This window comes from Iodobacter fluviatilis (genome assembly GCF_004194535.1).
In the GTDB taxonomy this organism is placed as follows: Bacteria; Pseudomonadota; Gammaproteobacteria; order Burkholderiales; family Chitinibacteraceae; genus Iodobacter; species Iodobacter fluviatilis_A.
Genome location: NZ_CP025781.1, coordinates 294,562 through 310,251, shown reverse-complemented (window position 1 = coordinate 310,251; position 15,690 = coordinate 294,562). Strand labels below are relative to the sequence as shown.

Below are 15,690 nucleotides of genomic sequence, written 5' to 3'. Positions count from 1 at the left end.
GCAAAGTGCGCGGGTGTTTTTTTATTAAATTTCGGGTCTAATAAGCTTATGCATAGTCTACTGTTCAAAACCATTGCCGTGGTTGGCCGAACCGGCACACCGACCTTAGACGAGCCGATTCGTCGGCTTGCCGCTCTGCTGGCTCGCGCAGGCGTTAAGGTATTCTTGGATCAATCCACTGCGGATGAGCATGGCATCACCGAGCACCAGGCGGTTAGTCGCGATAATATCGGTAAAGTGGCTGATTTGGTGATTGTACTGGGTGGAGATGGCACGATGCTGGGTGTTGCTCGCTTATTGGCACCTTATCGCATTCCCCTTGTCGGTGTTAATCAAGGCCGTTTGGGCTTTATGACCGATATTTCAGTGGATGAGATGGATGAGCTGATAATTGCAATGCTATACGGCGAGTTCATCCCCGAAGAGCGCATCCTGCTTGAAACGACCGTGGTGCGTGATGGCCATGAAATCGATAGCGCTCTGGCGTTTAATGATGTGGTGTTTAGCCGTGGCAATACCGGCGGCATGATTGAGTTTGAAATCTTTATCGACGGGCGCTTTGTATATAGCCAGCGCTCAGATGGCCTGATTATTTCCACACCTACTGGCTCTACGGCTTACGCGCTGGCATCGGGCGGGCCGATTTTGCACCCTAGCCTACCCGCCATTGCGCTTGTGCCCATTTGCCCACAATCCTTGTCTAACCGCCCGATTGTGGTGAACGACACCTGTGCAGTTGAGTTTTTATTGACTCGCTCGGAAGATGCACGGGTTTATTTTGATAATCAATCGCACTGTAATTTGCACGAAAAAGACCGTGTATTAATTAGCCGCTACCGCAATACATTGAGGGTACTACACCCCAATAGCTATCACTACTACGATACGCTGCGCGAGAAACTGCGTTGGGGCGAGCGCTTGTAGGCGAAGATCTACGCACTTTTTAAAAAAGCTTAAAAGATCTATAAACGCAGAGCTAGATAAAGATAAAAGGCAGCAGACAGAGAGAGCCCTTTGGGGGCGATTAACTATTACCTGCCTTAAGACTGTTTCTTTGCGTGCTTCCTTGATCTCTGTGCCTACAGATCTTTTTTCACGCTCATCATCACTTGTAACCAAGGTGTAAACAAAGCGCATGCTGCTTTCTATCTCACTTAAATCATTTGTTATCGTCGACGAGCTTGTCCTCGATTTTACCTCTGGCTTGACGACCTTAACGGGGGAAACGGGCGCGGGTAAATCCATTGTGATTGATGCTTTGGGCTTGCTTTTGGGGGGGAGGGCAGAAAGCGCGGTGGTGCGCCATGGGGCTGATAAGGCCGAGTTGCAAGCGCGGTTTGTCGTGCCTCAAACGGCCTTGGCGTGGTTAGAAGCCGAAGCCTTGCAAGGGGATGAAGGTGGGGAGCTATTGATACGGCGCAATATTGATAGTCATGGTAAATCCCGTGCTTGGATTAATGGGATTTCCGCCACTTTGGCCCAGCTAAAAACACTGGGTGAGCAATTGGTGGATATCCACGGCCAGCATGCCCCGCAATCCTTATTACGCCCCGATGTGCAGCGTGATTTAGTCGATGGTTACGCCGGAGCTGCGGCGCTGGCGCGAGATGTGGCGGGCCTATTTAAAGATTGGAGAACGGCTACCGATGAATTGGCTACGGCCAGCAATAATGCCGAGGCCTTTGAGGCCGAGCGAGAACGCCTGCAATGGCAGGTTGAAGAAGTAGCCGCCTTGCAATTTACCGCTGCAGAATGGCCAGAGCTGCAAGCCGAGCATAAACGTTTACACCATGCTGCCAGCCTGATTGACGGGGTGCAAAGCAGCCTATTGATGCTGGCCGATGGCGATGAAAATTGCCAGTCTTGGCTAGGAGCTGTGGCGACGAAGCTTAGTGCCTTGGCTGATTTTGACGCAGGTATTTCTGAAACTTTAGAACTACTTGCCAGCACCGAGGCGCAGATGATGGAGTCGGTATATGCCTTGCGCCGCTATGCCGATCATCTAGAGCTAGATCCTGCAAGGCTTGCTGATGTAGAAAGCCGCTTAGACGCCATTTTTCGTATGGCGCGTAAATATCGTGTTGAGCCTGCGGATCTGCCAGAAAAACTCGCCAGTTGGCAAGAGCGCTTGGCCGAATTAGGCGGAGCGCAAGGTTTAGATGCCGTGCGCCGGCGTGCGGAGAAGCTAGAAGCCGAATTACGCAAGCAAGCTGCCGTTCTTTCAAGCAAACGCATAGCAGCGGCAAGCAAGCTAGGTAAATTGGTTACTGCAGAGTTACAACTCTTGGCTTTAGTGGGCAGCCGCTTTGAAATTGCCCTACATGTCCACGAAGCCCCTGCAAGCTTTGGTCTAGAAACCATTGAATTTATGGTTGCAAATCACCCGACTACTCCAGCCAGAGCGATGGCAAAAGTGGCATCCGGTGGCGAGTTATCACGCATCAGCCTGGCCTTACAGGTGATTGCCAGCCAAGTTGCTAATGTGCCTACGCTGATTTTTGATGAGGTGGATGTGGGGATTGGTGGGCGCGTGGCTGAGATTGTGGGTCGCATGTTGGCCGATTTAGGTGCAGCGCGGCAAGTGCTATGTATTACCCATTTACCCCAGGTGGCAGCGTGTGGATTTCAGCAGCTACAAGTGAGCAAAACCCAATCCGCCACTGGCGTGCTGAGTACCATCCGCATGCTAAGCATGGAAGAGCGCATCGAAGAAATCGCCCGCATGTTGGGTGGGGTAGAAATCACCGGCACCACCCGCCAGCATGCGGCAGAAATGCTGGGTGTTGCGGTGTAAGTTGCCCTATGCTATTTGGCTAAAGCATGAATCACAGTGTGAATCAAGTTTCCCGGCTTGAGTTCTCTGTAGCTCAGGATTTAGCGTTGTAATTAAAGTTTGAGAATGGATGTGGTGGGGAATAATAAGGTTTTATGAATGATTTAGATTTTATGAATGAGGCACTTCAAGAGGCGCAACGAGCCAAAGAATTGGGCGAGGTGCCGGTAGGTGCGATTGTGGTGCATCGTGGTGAGATCATTGGCCGCGGCTGCAATCAACCTATCCTGCGTCACGATCCAAGCGCGCACGCAGAGATGATGGCGATTCGCCAAGCGGCACAACACTTGGGCAATTATCGCCTGCCTGAGTGCGAGTTATTTGTGACTTTAGAGCCATGCATTATGTGTGCTGGCGCGATCTTGCATTCACGGATTGCCCGTGTTGTGTATGCGGCAACTGATCCTAAAACCGGGGCGGCGGGTAGTGTGATTAACCCTTTTGCCGATTGCCGATTAAATCATCAAACCCAAGTTGTAGATGGCGTGATGGCGCATGAATCTGCGGACATGCTTCGAGCTTTTTTTCGTGAACGTCGGCAAGCGGAAAAAGAGCGCAAGAAAACTGTCGTATAAAGTTCACTGTATTGTTTAATATTTACACTTTAATCTGGGCAGGTCGTAAACTGGACACTCACTCTTTACAGGAATGTGGGGGTGAAGAAATGACTACCCGCGGTTGCAATGACAGTATTGCTTGGTGCTTGTGTAAGCCAGTCTACGTCGCTGGCGGCAGTGCCGACCGAAAAAGCCACACCATCAGATAAATAGAATAATAAACAAGTGGTGGCTTATATCCGTACTTGGCCTATTGGCTCTTCCCTCAAGATATGGATAAAGGCTGCCGCTGGAGTGCTAATGATATTCAAGCGATCAACTTACCACTTTAAATTTAAGTTTTGGTTTGATTCGCAATGAAACTAATGTGTATATTAAAGATCTAGAGCCACAACCTAATTCAGATAAAACAGCTACCATTGCCTCATTTGTGAATATGTGGAGTGAGGTGGAAAAGCTGCAAGCTAAATATCCCCATTTGAAAGTAAACGTCTCTATGGGGTGCAGATGGTTTTTCTCTATTATTTAGAGCGCCAGAATCGCGAGCTAAATTCATTACTAATGTGGTTAAGTTAATAGATGAACATAAATTAGTATGGATTGATTACGATTGGGAATGCCCCGTTGGCCCAGATTGGTTGCCTATTGCAAAAGATCGAAGTGATAAAGAAGATTACCATCTTCTTTTAGAAGAAACTCGGATCGATTTAAATAAATATGGCGCTAAAATGGGTAGGAGTTATCAATTGTCGGTCGCTATACCGCCTACACCTTAGTTTCTGAAAAATATTGATGTGATGCGGGTGGCTAATTTAGTGAACTTTATGCAAGTGATGGCTTCCACCTTTGCCGAATCATAGAGTAAAAATATCAGTCACCATACTCATTTATATCAAAATAAATTAGATCCTGATACTGGCGGCTGGAGTGCCGGTCAAGCGATGAATTTATATATTCATGCAGGTGCTTCGCTGAGCAAATTATTACTAGACAGTACTTTTTATGGCCGTGCTAGGCAAGGTGTTGCCGCTAATAATGATGGCTTATATAACGCTTTCAAGAAAGGCACCTTTGATGAAGGTACCTCTTGGCAAGACATCAAAGCGTTGAAAGCAAAGGGTGCGACACGTTTCTGGGGTGCTGTGGCTAAAGCCCCTTGGTTGCATGATTGTCACTTAATGATGACCTACGAAGATCAAGAAAGTTTGAAGTACAAGCACGGTATGTTAAAAGCAAGCATCTTGGCGGCATCATGGTTTGGGAGTATGGCTATGATATGGATAGCGAGTTAGAAAAGTGATTAATGAGTCATTGATGTAATTGATTAAAATAAAAAACGGCTACTTTCGAGTAGTATTTTTTTGTCGTTTTTTAGAGAAATATCCGATTAATTTGCAACTAAGTTGCTAATGAACCGACTCCTGAAAGTTGAAAATATAATGATGCCTCATTGTATTTTGTATTAAAAAGTTGAATTTTTTAATGGTTGTAAAAATGTGCGCTATGTTATGAGCATAAGCCCTAGTGGGCTTACTGCTTACAAATATGTTGAGTCATCATTGTTGGCATTTTGTTGCGTCGTTATTCACTAATAAATACGGGTTTTTAAAAAAAATACTAAATTAAAATAAATCCTTGATGTTGGTCAAATTTTAGCTAATGATTGTAAAACAATGCCGCGTAAATATAAGTGGCAAGTAATGTCGATACCTTGGGGCGCATTTATCTAGCGTTGACTTAATCCAAAGGGCTTGCGCTCAATATTTATATTGAGGATTGCCTGTGCTTGTTTGTTTTTATTTAGTCATTCTCCTAGGGGTAAATCCCCGTTTAATTTAAAAGGGTCGCTAATAATGAAGAAAGCATTAAATCGCGTAGCTCGTCCTCTACTAATGTCAGTTCTATTAGGTGGAGCATTCAATGCCATGGCTGCTGAACGCGTTGATTTGGATGGATTTGTGGCCCCTGCTGGAATTACAGCCCGTGGCTTAACTGATGATGGAGTGCACAGCTTACTTGGCTTACAGCCTGATGAATTAAAAGTCGCACGTAGTCAAACTTATTCCGACGGTAAAGTGGTCACTCGCTATCAGCAATTCCACCAGGGCGTGCCAGTTTGGGGCGAGGGTGTGGTTGAAAACCGTGCTGCGGGTTTCGCTCAGCCTGCTTTGTCTGGTGCCATGATACGCAATCTAAGCAATGATATTCCAAGTGCTAAGCCTCTATATTCACCAGCACAAATTTTAAATCTGGCCAAAACACAAGCTAAGGCCCTTAAAACTGAAAACGAGCAAGCCAAGCTGTATGTCAAGCTGGGTGCAAGTAATGTGGCGCAGCTTATTTATGTGGTCTCGTTTGTCAATGGCAGCGCCACTAACCCAAGCCGTCCGCACTTTATTATTGATGCCAATACCGGCGTGGTACTCGATCGCTGGGAAGGGATTACGCATAAAGATGCCACTGGCCCAGGCGGCAATACAAAAACAGGGCAATATGAATACGGTACTAAATATGGTCCGCTGGTCGTTACCGATGATTGCAAAATGAATAGCGGTAATGTGATTACGGTCGATTTGAAAAACGGCACATCAGGCACTGCGCCTTATCAATTTACTTGCCCACGCAATACTTATAAGGCAGCTAATGGCGCATTTTCACCGTTGAATGACGCGCATTACTTCGGTAATGTGGTTTTCAATATGTATAACGACTGGTTTGCTCTGCGCCCAATTACTCAAACGCTATATATGAAAGTGCACTACGGCAATAGCTACGAAAATGCATTCTGGGACGGCTCGGCCATGCATTTTGGTGATGGTGCAAACAGGTTCTATCCGCTGGTGTCCTTGGATGTATCCGCTCACGAAGTAAGCCACGGTTTTACCGAGCAAAACTCAGGGCTGGTTTATTCCCAAATGTCGGGTGGGATGAACGAAGCGTTCTCTGATATGGCAGGGGAAGCGGCTGAGTTTTATATGAAGGGCGGCAATGATTTCCTGGTGGGGTCAGAAATCTTTAAGGCCAACGGGGCTTTGCGTTATATGGACGATCCTACCAAGGATGGTCGCTCTATTGGCCATGCCAGCCAGTATAACGATAGCCTTGATGTGCACTTAAGTAGTGGCGTGTACAACAAAGCCTTCTACTTACTATCTACCAAGGCAGGCTGGAATACCCGTAAAGCGTTTGAAGTGATGGTGGATGCGAACCGCTTGTACTGGACAGCCAATAGCACCTTCGATCAAGGGGCTTGCGGCGTGGAAAAAGCAGCATTGAGCCGTGGTTATGTCGTTGCTGATGTGACTGCTGCCTTTGAAGCTGTGGGCGTAAGCTGCATTGTTAAGCCACCACTGCCAGGTCAAGTGCTGGTTAAAGGTGTGCCAGTTACAGGCTTAAGCTTGGCAACAAACGCAACAGTGGCTTACACCATTGTGATCCCTGCCGGTGCTAAAAACCTCACCTTTAAAACATCGGGTGGCACAGGTGATGCTGACATCTACGTCAAATTTGGCACGGCACCAACAACGACTACTTATGACGCTAAATCAGTTGGTGGCACCAATGCAGAAAACATTACCGTTGCAGCGCCTAAGGCAGGTACTTACCATCTGCTGCTAAAAGCGTATACCGCGTTTAGAGGCGCAACGCTGCTTGCAAATCATCAGTAATTGAGTTGATCTTAGCCCCGCTCCGAATGTGAGTGGGGCTTTTTTTTTGGGATTTATAATCTATTACCAAGGATTTCATACATGAATTACAAAATTCTGGCTGCATTGCTATGCAGCAGCATGATTGCTACGTCAGCTGTTGAAGCTGCACCTAAAAAAGTCTGGATTACTTTAGGGGATGCAGCCTATTTACAGCTGCAAAAATTAGCGCCTAAAACAATTGCCAAAGAGAGCCAAAGCATCCTGCCACAAGAGGGGCTGCTGGCGGCCGAGCGCGTCCATTTGGTTGAGGTGGACGAGAGCCAATTGCTAGGCTTGTCTGAGGCCGTGCACCACGAGCTAAAGCGTTGCGGTGGCTTTATGTTCCACGCTAGCGAAGCGGCTGGGCGTCAGGCACTGCAGCCCACTGCTTCTCTGTTGGCCGCGCTAAGGCCTTCATATGCCTTGGATAATCAAAGCGTGGTGAATGCCTTGCTGCCACAAATGCAAGACAGCAATATTGCGCAAACGATTGTTGATTTATCTGCTTTTACCAATCGTTATTACACCTCCACATCGGGTGTGAATGCCTCTAACTGGATCAAAACGCGCTGGCAGCAAATGGCAGCAGGGCGCAGTGATATTACGGTGGAGCAATTTACCCATGCAGCCTGGGCGCAAAAATCGGTGATCTTAACGATTAAAGGCACAGATAATGCAGACGAAGTAGTGGTATTGGGCGGCCATCTCGATTCAATCAGTAACCAAGGCTCAGGTGAAAGCATGCGCGCACCTGGGGCGGATGATGATGCATCCGGTATCGCCAGCATGACCGAGGTATTGCGGGTGATGGTGGCAGGTGGCTACAAGCCTCGCCGCACACTTAAATTAATGGGGTATGCTGCAGAAGAAGTCGGCTTGCGCGGTTCGCAAGATATTGCCAAAAGTTTTAAAGCGGCTAACACCAATGTGGTTGGGGTGATGCAGCTGGATATGACTAACTACAAAGGCTCGGATAAAGACATTTATCTTTACACCGATTACACCGATAACGCGCAAAATCAGTTTGTAGCTAATCTGCTCACCAGTTATTTACCAAGCATTAAAATTGGCTACGACAAGTGCGGCTATGCCTGCTCGGATCATGCTTCATGGAATGCACAGGGCTATTTTGCCTCTATGCCATTTGAATCGTCATTTACTCAAGATAATCCCTATATCCATACCGCGAACGACACCTATGCCAATAGCGGCAATCAGGCTCAGCACGCTTTGAAGTTTTCTAAAATGGCGCTGGCCTTTATGGTTGAGCTGGGAAGCGATGGCGCTATTGGGCCTGGGCCCGCTGATAAGGTGGAAAACTTCTCCGGCAAGCTGACGGTTGGGCAAAAGCAAAGTTATGGCCCGTTTAAAGTGGGGGCTGGCAGTGATTTTACCGCAGTGCTGAGCGGCACTGGCGATGCAGATTTATATCTGCGTAAAGGAAGCGCCCCAAGCACCAGCGTTTTTGATTGCAAATCCGATGGGGTAAATAGTACAGAAAGTTGCGTACTTAATATCAGCAGCAATGGTGATGTGTACTTGCTGCTTAATGGCTATGCAGCGGCAAATTACACTTTGAAGGTCACTTATCGCGCGCAGTAAAATTTCGTGGATAAAAAGTGCCGCTCGGAGCTTGGCTGAGCGGCATTTTGTGCCTGATGTGGGGCTTAAATTGCTTGTTCATTTATTTCGCCAGTGCGAATACGCACGACATGTTCAACCGGCGTTACAAAGATTTTGCCGTCGCCAATCTTGCCTGTGTTAGCGGCTTTAATGATGGCTTCAATGGCGGTCTCGACTTTATCGTCTTCTAATACCACCTCAATTTTAGCTTTAGGCAAAAAGTCGACTACGTACTCAGCGCCACGGTAAAGCTCTGTATGGCCTTTTTGCCGGCCAAAGCCTTTAACTTCGGTGACGGTTAAGCCTGAAATGCCTAGTTCAGACAAGGCTTCCCGTACTTCGTCGAGTTTAAAAGGCTTAATGATTGCTTCGATTTTTTTCATTTTGCTTATCCTTTGCTGTCGGTGGGTCGCTGCCAGATTATAGAGCGGCTCGTTTATACGCCTAGCTTGAGTTCACGTTGCTCACCGTTCAACGGCATGCGGTTGAGTAATGGGGCAAATAGACTTTCTTTGCCACTGGCGGGTTTGAGTAGCAATGCGCCTTGTGGGCCACGCTGAGGGTCGATTTTACCTTGGCCATTAATGGCTAAGAGTGGGTTTGCCTGTGAAGAGATGTTCCAGTCTAGATTAGGCTGTAGTTTTATTTGGTAGCTACCAAAAGGATTGGCTTGAGGTGTGACTAAGGAGCTGGCATTTTGCCAGGCAATGCCGATTTCACTCGACTGCTTTACTGATATTTTGCTGGCTTCAATTTCCAATAGGCCAGCCAACTGAAAGGGCGCTAGTTTTTTATCTAGGGCAAATAGCGGCGCAGCAGGGAGGGCTATTTTTACGGCCTCTAGCCGATTGCCGCCCAGCCCTAGTAATAGCTGAGCATTGCCGCTGTGGCTGCCGTGGCGGGTTTCTAGTTGCCAAGCCAGTTGCCCAGTAAAGAGCTTAGCGGGCTGCCATTGCCAGCGAACTTCGTCTAGAAGTTGCTGGCCGCTTATGCCAAGAGGGGTAAGCCGCCCAGACCAAATAGTGCCCGAGATGCCGCCTAATTGTAGCGGTGCAGGCACAAGCTTTAAAATAAACACGGCTGGGAACTGTAAAATTAAAAAAACAATAAAGAGTGGGATGAGAAACTTGCTGCGGTGATAAATAAACTGTTTCATTGACGTTCTACCGTGGCGGTGAGTTGCACTAAGCCGTTATGCGTTGTCCCACTGATATTGAGTGCATGAATGCGTGAGCCAGTTTCATTACGTAGGTCTGCGAGTAAAGGTAGAGCATCGGCAAAGCGGATTTGTGCAATTTTAATTTGTAATTTATCTGCGGATAAAGCTTGGATATCTGCGCTGGTGTTTTTAGCATCTAGGCTGGCTTGCACGCTGGCGCGTAAATCACCGCTACGGCTAGGCCCCGCAGGTGTGGCCTTGATGGCAGATAATTGTCTTTGTAGCTCGGCAAGTTGTAGCTGTATTTGCGGAACTTGGCGGCTGAGTAATGCTCGGGATGTGCTAATAGGCTGCCAAATCCCTGCATAGAGAATGGCAAAAGCGGCAAAGCCCGCGCAGGCACTGAGGTAAATGCGCTCACGTGGGTTCCTCTGCTGCCAGAATTCTTTAAATTTGTTCATTTAATGCTCATTTTGCTGCTTGGGTGTGAATAAGGATTTTCATTTGCCCTGTTGAGGCGGGCTGGGTTTCGGCAAAGAGCCCCGCACTCTTGAGTTGTGCTTGCAGGCTACTTGCTTGTGAATCGGGTAGTAGCATACTGAGCTGCCCATTGGCGTAGTCGAGCTGTTCCAGTTGCAAGCCATTGCCCGCAATGCTGGCTACGGTTAGTAGTAGATCTAGGCTGTCGCCATTGCTGCTAGTGCTCAGCCCGCCGCGTTCGCGCAATTTGCTTTGGATTTGCAATACGGGGTCAAACACGGGTTCGCCAGGAAAAGCGGCTGCGTAGGTTTGGCGCATTTCACGTTGCAAAGCCATCTTAGTGCTGCGTAATTGCCACCAATCGCCCATTTGCCCCAAAAGAATCGCTGCAAAAATACTGGCGAGCAGGAGGGCGGGTGTTTGGAGGATTTTCCAATCAAAGCGCCATTGGCTGCGCTGCGCAAAATCACCTTGTAGCAGGTTAGTGCTAGGGGAAGCATCACGGATTAAATCCGCTAGAGCCAAGTCTTGGCGCGGCGCATCGCCAATCAACGCCTCTATAATGCTGGCGTCGTCAAAATGGCTGTACTGGCCGTCAGGCGTGCGTAGTAAGCCCGCTTGACCATCCTGAATCACATAGCAATCTGTGCCTTTTGGGAGTAAGTCATAAAGGCTCCATACCGCGCTGGGGGTGATTTGGTGCTCGCGTAATTGGCTAAGGTAAGCCTCTAGCCATTTACGCTCTACCGCAATTACTTTGTTGCTGCTGTCCGATAGGCCGAAATGAAGCGTAGCCGCGGGGCTCAGTAAGCGATCCTCTAATAGGTGGGGTAATAGTTTGAGTTGCTTGGCTAAGGATTGCTTGGGGAGCTCAGCTATATATAGATTGCTGAGTGCCGCAGGAATAATCAGCTCAATGCGTTGGGCTAGGGGAAGCGCGCTAAGGGGGGCAGAGCCAGATGCTTGCTCTGCAAACCAGCGGACTTCGCTTGTTGCCAGATCGCTGGCAGGAAGAATGCGTAGGAGTGTGTATGTATGATCGTTCACGGGCGGAGTGACGTAAGAGTGTATAAGGGGAAAATCTATGCGGAGTATGACATAAACTTTTTGTGGGCTGTGTAGATTGCGATTATCTTACTGATATATTAAACAAAATCGTGTTGATGCTGCTGCCTGCAAAAAGTATTTTGAAATATTTTAAAAAAAGGCTTGGCAAGGCGAAACTCTTCATCTAGAATGCGGGTCTTCCTTCGGTGCACAACGAGCCGAAGCGAAGTGGGGGGGTTGGCGGAATTGGTAGACGCACTGGATTTAGGTTCCAGCGCCGTAAGGTGTAAGAGTTCGAGTCTCTTATCCCCCACCAAATATTCTGAAAAGGCCGTAAGAGCAATGCTCTTGCGGCCTTTTTCATGCTTGCTATTTATTGAGTTAGGTTTTGTGGTTTAAAAATCGCTCGTTTTTTATTCTGTTTATCGTCCTGTCTCTATTGCCGCTTATTGCGTGGCTGAAGCCCTGCCGCCGCTATGTTTGCTGCTGCCTTGCTGCTGGTTAATAATTCTGTTTGGATTTGCACCCTGATGTGCGCTAAACTTACCGACTTTGTTGGTAAATCACGATAAGTGCTGCGCGTAAAGCTGAGGTTTTCATTGGATACAGGTGATGATCTGAAGCTGAAGCTTTTGGCTGATACAGCCTTGGCGTAGTGTTTTTTGCAGATGAGCTGGCTTATCCCCTATTTATTAAGATGCGTGTACGCGCGTTGATCCCCATAGGAATGGTTTGAAATGCAAGTACAACTAGAAACCCTGAATCAACTCGAACGTCGCCTGTCTATTTCTGTGCCACGCTCAGAAATTACTGAACAAGTTAACGCGCGTTTGAAGCATGTGGCTAAGACTGCAAGAATCGCAGGTTTCCGCCCAGGTAAGGCTCCGATGAAAATCGTTGCGCAAAACTATGGCTTCCGCATCCAAGAAGAAGTATTGGGTGAAACGGTTGAAGCAAGTTTTGGCCAAGCGGTTCAAGAGCAAAAGCTGCGCGTAGCGGGCTATCCACGTTTTGAACCAAAAGATGCGGCAGAAGAAACGGGCGATTTCCAATTCTCAGCTACATTTGAAGTGTATCCAGAAATTGTGATTGGTGATTTGGCGGCTGCGCAAATTGAAAAGCCAGTCTTGGATTTATCTGATGCTGAAGTAGAAAAAACCGTTGATATCCTGCGTCGCCAGCGTACCCGCTTTGAGCGTGTCGAGCGCGAAGCGGCTGATGGCGATCGCGTGATTGTTGACTTTAAAGGCTCAATCGACGGTGTATTGTTTGACGGTGGCTCTGCTGAGAACCACGCTTTCTTGCTGGGCAAGGGCCAAATGCTGCCAGGTTTTGAAGTCGGTGTGATTGGCATGAAAGAAGACGAAACCAAATCGGTTAGCGTTGAATTTCCCGCTGATTACCATGGTGCTGATGTAGCAGGTAAGACTGCTGTATTTGAAATAACGGTTAAAAATGTAGCGGCTGCAATCTTGCCAGAAGTTGATGCAGCATTTGCAAAAAGCCTCGGTATCGTCGATGGTGATGTAGAGAAAATGCGTGCTGAAGTGCGTGGTAATCTAGAGCGCGAAGTACGCTTTCGTCTGAAAGCTCGCGCTAAAGAAAACGTCATGACTGCGCTGATTGCTGCTGCTCCAGTTGATTTGCCTAAGGCTTTAGTTCAGTTAGAAGTCGGTCGTTTGGCCGAAGGCGCGCTGGCGGACTTGAAAGCACGCGGTATCGACCCAAAGTACGTTCCGTTCTCGCCAGAAATGTTTGAAGCACAAGCTCAGCGCCGTGTTCACCTTGGTTTAGCTTTGGCTGAGCTGGTGAAAGGTAATGCATTAGAAGCTAAGCTAGAGCAAGTTAAGGCCGTGGTTGAAGACTTGGCACAGAATTACGAAGATCCAAGCGAAGTAGTGGCTTGGTACTTTGAAGATCGCGAGCGTCTAGCTGGCCCAGAGTCAATGGCATTGGAAGACAATGTGGTTGAGTTTGTATTAGCTAAGGCGCAAGTAACCGAAAAAGGCATGTCCTTTGAAGAATTGATGGGCCAACAAGGCTAATCAATCTCGGCAAATGAGGTGCTACGATAAAGTGCCATCAAGGTGGTGCTTTATCGTTTAAATGACCCTATGGGATCTATTGATGTGTTTTCCAAAAAACAATCAATCGAGCCATTATTTCTGAGAGAAAAAGATGTCGAGACAAGAATTTGACCCACAAAACCTGGGGTATATCCCAATGGTCGTTGAGCAAAGCGGCCGTGGCGAGCGCTCTTACGATATCTATTCACGCCTATTAAAAGAGCGTGTTATTTTCTTGGTTGGCCCCGTTAACGATCAAAGCGCAAATCTGATTGTTGCGCAGATGTTGTTTTTAGAGTCCGAGAATCCAGATAAAGATATTCACTTGTATATCAACTCACCTGGTGGCTCTGTGACCGCAGGTTTGGCGATTTACGACACAATGAATTTTATTAAGCCTGACGTATCAACTATGTGTGTGGGTATGGCGGCGAGTATGGGTGCATTCTTGTTATCAAGTGGCACTAAGGGTAAGCGCTACGCGCTGCCTAATTCACGCATTATGATTCATCAGCCTTTGATTGGTGGTCTTTCTGGCCAAGCTTCTGATGTTGAAATTCATGCGCGTGAATTAATCAAAACCAAGCGTTCCTTAAATGAAATGCTTGCTAAACATACAGGTCAAAGTATCGAAGCCGTTGAGCGCGATACCGATCGTGATAATTTCATGAGTGCTGCAGAGTCAAAAGATTACGGTTTGATTGATGATGTATTGCAGTCTCGTAGCTTGCCAACAGCTAAATAAGCTGGCTTGAGTTGTGACAATGCCGCCAGCGTGCCTGGCGGTTTTTTATTCTAGTGGCCTGTCGGTTTGTGGTTTTAAATAAGACAGGTTGCAATGGCCCGTTTTTTGGGGTGTAGGTTAGGCGATGTCAGAAAAACTCCTTTATTGTTCTTTTTGCGGTAAAAGCCAGCACGAAGTGGTTAAGCTGATTGCTGGCCCGCAAGTGTTTATTTGCAACGAATGCATTGAGCTTTGCCGTGATGTATTAAAAGACGAAGCCGCTGCGGCGGTGGTTGGTGAGGCAGCGCAGGCAGGTGATGGCAAGCGCGTTCCTACGCCAGTTGAGATCCGAACCACACTGGATTCTTATGTGATTGGCCAAGAACGCGCCAAAAAGATTCTAGCTGTTGCGGTTTACAATCATTACAAGCGCTTAACGAGTAATAAGTCTGTTGATAATGATGTGGAGTTGGCTAAATCCAATATTCTGCTGATCGGGCCAACTGGTTCGGGTAAAACATTATTAGCGCAAACCATGGCTAAGCTGTTGGATGTGCCGTTTGTGATTGCCGATGCCACAACGCTGACTGAAGCGGGTTATGTGGGTGAAGACGTAGAACACATTATTGCTAAGCTTTTGGCTCAGTGTGATTACGATGTAGAAAAAGCCCAGCGGGGCATTATCTATATCGACGAGATCGATAAAATTGCGCGTAAATCTGAAAACCCATCGATTACCCGTGATGTATCGGGTGAGGGTGTGCAGCAGGCGTTATTGAAGCTGGTAGAGGGGACGGTTGCATCGGTTCCTCCTCAGGGCGGTCGTAAACATCCAAATCAAGATATGCCGCAGGTTGATACCACTAATATCTTGTTTATTTGTGGTGGTGCGTTTGAAGGCTTAGATAAAATCATCCGCAATCGTTCAGTAAAAAGCGGCATCGGTTTTGGTGCCGAAGTAATGAGCAAGGACGAAAACACCAGTGTTGGCAAAATGCTGCATACGGTAGAGCCTGATGATTTGATTCGCTTTGGCTTGATTCCTGAATTTGTAGGCCGCTTGCCAGTGACTGCAACCTTAGAAGAATTAGATGAAGCGGCTTTGGTCTCTATTCTGACAGAGCCTAAAAACGCCCTGATTAAACAGTATCAAAAACTGTTTTCCTTGGAAGGCGTTGAGCTTGATGTCGGAAAAGAAGCCTTGGCATCGATTGCACATAAGGCGATGGAGCGTAAAATTGGTGCACGTGGCCTGCGCTCGATTGTTGAATCATCTTTGCTAGATATCATGTACGAGCTACCTTCTATGGAAGGGGTGAGCCGTGTGGTGGTGGATGAATCGGTGATTAAAAACGCAACTGCGCCAACAATTGTTTACGCTGATCCTGCTGAAACTGAGTAATAATGTGTAAAGACACCGGCCAAGGTTTGCTGGTGTCTTTATGCAAGCAAAAAGATACTATTTAAGCTTTGGGCTGAAATTTTCAGGTCAGAGTTACTTCTAGGGCATTG

At 47.5% G+C, this 15,690-nt stretch carries 12 protein-coding genes, 1 tRNA gene and 1 pseudogene; 10 read left to right on the top strand and 4 right to left on the bottom strand.

Annotated features, from left to right (window positions below; translation table 11 throughout):
- Positions 1–48: 48 nt before the first annotated feature.
- The 6 genes and pseudogenes from C1H71_RS01430 to C1H71_RS01400 all read left to right on the top strand — a co-directional run bounded on the left by C1H71_RS01430 (position 49) and on the right by C1H71_RS01400 (position 8,681).
- On the top strand, positions 49–924 hold the full coding sequence (locus C1H71_RS01430; protein WP_130104979.1) for an NAD kinase: 876 nt from the start codon (positions 49–51) through the stop codon (positions 922–924).
- 211 nt (positions 925–1,135) lie between these two features.
- Positions 1,136–2,794 (top strand): DNA repair protein RecN, encoded by a 1,659-nt coding sequence (recN, locus tag C1H71_RS01425; RefSeq protein WP_130104978.1) that lies wholly within the window; start codon positions 1,136–1,138, stop codon positions 2,792–2,794.
- A gap of 134 nt (positions 2,795–2,928) precedes the next feature.
- A complete protein-coding gene (gene tadA / locus C1H71_RS01420; RefSeq protein WP_130104977.1) occupies positions 2,929–3,408 on the top strand; it encodes a tRNA adenosine(34) deaminase TadA in 480 nt (159 codons plus the stop codon).
- A 500-nt stretch (positions 3,409–3,908) separates the two neighbouring features.
- A pseudogene (locus C1H71_RS21195) lies at positions 3,909–4,682 on the top strand (glycoside hydrolase family 18 protein); the annotation flags it as partial.
- A 561-nt stretch (positions 4,683–5,243) separates the two neighbouring features.
- Positions 5,244–7,058 (top strand): M4 family metallopeptidase, encoded by a 1,815-nt coding sequence (locus C1H71_RS01405; protein WP_130104975.1) that lies wholly within the window; start codon positions 5,244–5,246, stop codon positions 7,056–7,058.
- 81 nt (positions 7,059–7,139) lie between these two features.
- Positions 7,140–8,681 carry a M28 family metallopeptidase gene (locus C1H71_RS01400; RefSeq protein ID WP_130104974.1) on the top strand — a complete coding sequence of 514 codons (1,542 nt, stop codon included), beginning with the start codon at positions 7,140–7,142 and terminating at the stop codon, positions 8,679–8,681.
- 65 nt (positions 8,682–8,746) lie between these two features.
- Here C1H71_RS01400 and C1H71_RS01395 read toward each other — a convergent pair whose 3' ends face one another.
- From C1H71_RS01395 to gspL, 4 genes are read right to left on the bottom strand one after another with little or no spacing between them, the layout of a single operon-like run.
- Positions 8,747–9,085, bottom strand: coding sequence for a P-II family nitrogen regulator (locus C1H71_RS01395; protein WP_130104973.1), 339 nt, complete (start codon positions 9,083–9,085; stop codon positions 8,747–8,749).
- 53 nt (positions 9,086–9,138) lie between these two features.
- Complete coding sequence (gene gspN, locus C1H71_RS01390) at positions 9,139–9,858, bottom strand: type II secretion system protein N (protein WP_130104972.1); 720 nt, start codon at positions 9,856–9,858, stop codon at positions 9,139–9,141.
- Positions 9,855–10,322: a type II secretion system protein GspM gene (gspM, locus tag C1H71_RS01385; protein WP_130104971.1), complete on the bottom strand. Its 468-nt coding sequence runs from the start codon at positions 10,320–10,322 to the stop codon at positions 9,855–9,857. Before gspM ends, gspN begins: the two co-directional genes overlap by 4 nt.
- A 7-nt stretch (positions 10,323–10,329) precedes the next feature.
- Entirely contained in the window at positions 10,330–11,388 is a 1,059-nt protein-coding gene (gspL, locus tag C1H71_RS01380) for a type II secretion system protein GspL (protein WP_130104970.1), read from the bottom strand.
- Positions 11,389–11,619: 231 nt separating this feature from the next.
- On the opposite strand from gspL, the gene C1H71_RS01375 reads away from it, so the two are divergent.
- The 4 genes from C1H71_RS01375 to clpX all read left to right on the top strand — a co-directional run bounded on the left by C1H71_RS01375 (position 11,620) and on the right by clpX (position 15,580).
- Positions 11,620–11,704, top strand: a tRNA-Leu gene (locus tag C1H71_RS01375).
- A 421-nt stretch (positions 11,705–12,125) separates the two neighbouring features.
- Positions 12,126–13,433 (top strand): trigger factor, encoded by a 1,308-nt coding sequence (tig, locus tag C1H71_RS01370; protein WP_130104969.1) that lies wholly within the window; start codon positions 12,126–12,128, stop codon positions 13,431–13,433.
- A gap of 133 nt (positions 13,434–13,566) precedes the next feature.
- A complete protein-coding gene (gene clpP, locus C1H71_RS01365; protein ID WP_130104968.1) occupies positions 13,567–14,199 on the top strand; it encodes an ATP-dependent Clp endopeptidase proteolytic subunit ClpP in 633 nt (210 codons plus the stop codon).
- A 124-nt stretch (positions 14,200–14,323) separates the two neighbouring features.
- Positions 14,324–15,580 carry an ATP-dependent Clp protease ATP-binding subunit ClpX gene (gene clpX, locus C1H71_RS01360; RefSeq protein ID WP_130104967.1) on the top strand — a complete coding sequence of 419 codons (1,257 nt, stop codon included), beginning with the start codon at positions 14,324–14,326 and terminating at the stop codon, positions 15,578–15,580.
- Positions 15,581–15,690 lie beyond the last annotated feature (110 nt).

Coding starts and splice junctions, on each gene's coding strand:
- clpP (WP_130104968.1), top strand. CDS start 13,567: ATGTCGAGACAAGAATTTGACCCACAAAACCTGGGGTATATCCCAATG.
- gspN (WP_130104972.1), bottom strand. CDS start 9,858: ATGAAACAGTTTATTTATCACCGCAGCAAGTTTCTCATCCCACTCTTT.
- tadA (WP_130104977.1), top strand. CDS start 2,929: ATGAATGATTTAGATTTTATGAATGAGGCACTTCAAGAGGCGCAACGA.
- C1H71_RS01405 (WP_130104975.1), top strand. CDS start 5,244: ATGAAGAAAGCATTAAATCGCGTAGCTCGTCCTCTACTAATGTCAGTT.
- C1H71_RS01430 (WP_130104979.1), top strand. CDS start 49: ATGCATAGTCTACTGTTCAAAACCATTGCCGTGGTTGGCCGAACCGGC.
- C1H71_RS01400 (WP_130104974.1), top strand. CDS start 7,140: ATGAATTACAAAATTCTGGCTGCATTGCTATGCAGCAGCATGATTGCT.
- tig (WP_130104969.1), top strand. CDS start 12,126: ATGCAAGTACAACTAGAAACCCTGAATCAACTCGAACGTCGCCTGTCT.
- C1H71_RS01395 (WP_130104973.1), bottom strand. CDS start 9,085: ATGAAAAAAATCGAAGCAATCATTAAGCCTTTTAAACTCGACGAAGTA.
- clpX (WP_130104967.1), top strand. CDS start 14,324: ATGTCAGAAAAACTCCTTTATTGTTCTTTTTGCGGTAAAAGCCAGCAC.
- gspM (WP_130104971.1), bottom strand. CDS start 10,322: ATGAACAAATTTAAAGAATTCTGGCAGCAGAGGAACCCACGTGAGCGC.
- recN (WP_130104978.1), top strand. CDS start 1,136: ATGCTGCTTTCTATCTCACTTAAATCATTTGTTATCGTCGACGAGCTT.